Raw genomic sequence first — 2,729 nt, forward strand, 5'->3', positions numbered from 1 at the left:
CTAACTTAAGCAATTTACAGAAACTGTCCGAACAATTAAAAATAACTTACCCATGGTCATTTCAAAAACAATAAGAAAGGAAGTAAAAATTGAGCAAAGTTAAAGCTGTCACGAAAAAACTAATCATCATGAATCCTGAAGACAATGTGGCTGTCTGTCTCTGTAGCCTAGAGCCAGGTGAAGAGATCGATATAGTCTATAATAACGATGAAATGGTTTTGAAGATTATGGATCAGATTCCGCTGGGGCATAAAGTTTCCCTAAAAAAAATATTAAAAGAAACTTCCATCATAAAATATGGCGAAATCATAGGGAAAGCAAAATCGGAAATCACAGTTGGAAAGCATGTTCATGTTCATAATGTTACGGATTATTAAAGGGAGATAAGGTCAATGGAATTTTTAGGTTTTCAGCGGAAGGACGGTTCCGTAGGCATACGAAACTATGTGGGAATTATTTCGGCAATGGACAATGTGAATCCGCTCGCTAGAAAGATTGTCGAAAATGTTCAAGGAACCGTACTGATATCAGACTTGTTTGGCAGAAAGATGATGGGGACAAATCATGAAATGCGGGTTAAAGCATTAACCGGAATGGGTAATAATTCGAATTTGGGAGGAGTTATCGTGGTCAGCTTGCATCAACCATCCGCAATGTCCCTGGCAGAACCCATTTCGGCATCCGGGAAAGATGTAGAATGTATCGTATTCCAAGAGCTTGGCAGTTCACTCAAATGTCTTGAGCAAGGAATTCGAACGGCCGTTAAAATGGTGAAAAAGCTCTCCGGTGTTCAAAGAAGTGCTCATCCACTATCCGACTTGATTATTGGGGTTGAATGCGGTGGTTCGGATTTTTCAAGTGGGATATCCGGGAATCCTGCCCTTGGAAACGCTGCCGATCGATTGCTGGATGCGGGTGGAACCGTCGTGCTGTCGGAAACGGGGGAAATCATCGGGGCAGAACATATTTTGGCTAAAAGATCCGTTAGCAGGGAAGTCGCTGACAAGGTATTTAAAGCCGTTAAGGAGATAGAGAACCTTGCCAGAGCAGCGGGGGTATCAGACATTCGCGAAAGCAATCCAGCGGCAGACAATATTAAAGGAGGCATTACAACTTTGGCGGAAAAAGCACTTGGAGCTATCAAAAAGGCAGGCAACAAACCGCTGAAGGATGTTCTGGGATTTTGTGATGCAATTCCTTTCAGGGCTCCGGGTTTTTATTTTATGAGTACGCCAGCACCAGCCTGTGAATCCATGACAGGTTTGGCTGCCGGCGGGGCTCAATTGATTGTTTTCAATACAGGACTTGGCAATCCGTCGGCTAATCCCGTAACCCCGACCATCAAGATGACGGGGAACCCATATACCGTTCAAATAAGCTCAGACGATATAGATATCGATGTCAGCGATATCATCTCGAATGGAGTTTCGATTGAAGATGCTGGAGAGAGGATTTTTAAAGAGATTCAAAATGTGGCTAACGGAAAGATGACCTTTTCTGAAATATTCGGAATCAGCCAGTCTACTATTAGTGTTGTCGGGGCCAGTTTCTAACTAATCCGCCCTGAAACACCTATTTTTCAGGGCGGATTAATTAGCAGGAACAGTTTAATTTATATTCAGGTAATGCATAATTGAGAGTATGCCATGTCGAAGCTGAATATAGGCATCCTTCATCCGGGTCAAATGGGGATATCAATAGCAGCCTCAGCACAAAATACGGGCCACACTGTCTATTGGGCATCTGAAGGACGAAGCCGGCATACCCTTGCAAGGGCAGAAAAATTCAATCTTTTAGACACGTACAACCTTAAAAAACTTTGTGAGACCTGTTCGTTCATAATAAGTGTTTGTCCGCCGCATGCTGCAGAAGATGTTGCTAACAACGTATCGAGTTGCGGTTTTAATGGGTTTTATATTGATGCGAATGCGATTTCTCCCCAAAGGGCCATACGGATTGGTCAAAAGATGGCAGCTGCCGGCATATCTTTCGTAGATGGCGGCATTATCGGCCCGCCAGCATGGAACCCAGGCAAAACTTGGATTTATCTTTCCGGGAACGATGCTTCGGTTGTTGCTTCCTGTTTTTCGGCGGGTCCCCTTGAAACTGTTGTAATGGGGGAGAAGGTTGGGAAGGCCTCTGCACTGAAGATGTGTTTTGCCGCATACTCGAAAGGTACGCGAGCATTATTATGTGCCATACTTGCCGTGGCAGATTTATACGGTGCTCGAGGTGAATTGCAGCAGCAGTGGTCAAGGAATGATTCAGATTTTTCTGAAAAAGCTGTTGAAAAAGTCAAGGGAGCCACTGCAAAGGCGTGGCGCTATATTTGAGAAATGGAAGAGATTGCAGAAACCTTTCATGGAATTGGGGTTACAGGCAAATTTCATGAGGCGGCTGCCGACATTTTCCATAGAATCGCTCATTTGAAGGATACGTCAGCAAAACTTTCTCTCGAAGAAATTATTGCGGCTGTCACCCAAAGCAGAGAAATACCACCTTGACCGGTTTGGGAAAGTGCTCAACCAAAGTAATTGAAATCAACAAACCGTGATAAGCCGATGCGGCTCCATTCAACATACAGGATGGTGGTTAATTCCGCCTTAGCAAGATCGCCTTCCTTGAACTTAAACAAAATTGAGCGTTTTTCCTGAATCTTTTTGTTTTAAGAAATAAAAACAGCTTTTCATCAATTTTCATGCAAGATTCAAATTTTTCAAAGGTCTCTT

The 2,729-nt window shown here is 43.4% G+C and carries 4 protein-coding genes; all 4 read left to right on the forward strand.

All coding sequences use genetic code 11. The annotated features are described in order from the left end of the window. The first annotated feature begins 89 nt into the window (after positions 1 to 89). Complete coding sequence (locus P1P89_23040) at positions 90 to 377, forward strand: UxaA family hydrolase (GenBank protein MDF1594400.1); 288 nt, start codon at positions 90 to 92, stop codon at positions 375 to 377. A 15-nt stretch (positions 378 to 392) separates the two neighbouring features. After that, positions 393 to 1,553, forward strand: a complete 1,161-nt coding sequence (locus P1P89_23045) for a UxaA family hydrolase (GenBank protein MDF1594401.1) — start codon at positions 393 to 395, stop codon at positions 1,551 to 1,553. A gap of 93 nt (positions 1,554 to 1,646) precedes the next feature. Further along, the gene (locus P1P89_23050; GenBank protein ID MDF1594402.1) at positions 1,647 to 2,333 is read left to right on the forward strand and encodes an NAD(P)-binding domain-containing protein; all 687 of its coding nucleotides are present in this window, start codon (positions 1,647 to 1,649) and stop codon (positions 2,331 to 2,333) included. A 3-nt stretch (positions 2,334 to 2,336) separates the two neighbouring features. Continuing rightward, entirely contained in the window at positions 2,337 to 2,504 is a 168-nt protein-coding gene (locus tag P1P89_23055) for a hypothetical protein (protein ID MDF1594403.1), read from the forward strand. The last annotated feature ends 225 nt before the right edge of the window (positions 2,505 to 2,729 follow it).

The sequence above is a fragment of the Desulfobacterales bacterium genome (assembly GCA_029211065.1).
GTDB lineage: Bacteria > Desulfobacterota > Desulfobacteria > Desulfobacterales > JARGFK01 > JARGFK01.

What these genes read in the sequence shown, in the direction of transcription:
- P1P89_23045 (MDF1594401.1), top strand. Translation starts at nt 393, where the DNA reads ATGGAATTTTTAGGTTTTCAGCGGAAGGACGGTTCCGTAGGCATACGA.
- P1P89_23050 (MDF1594402.1), top strand. Translation starts at nt 1,647, where the DNA reads ATGTCGAAGCTGAATATAGGCATCCTTCATCCGGGTCAAATGGGGATA.
- P1P89_23055 (MDF1594403.1), top strand. Translation starts at nt 2,337, where the DNA reads ATGGAAGAGATTGCAGAAACCTTTCATGGAATTGGGGTTACAGGCAAA.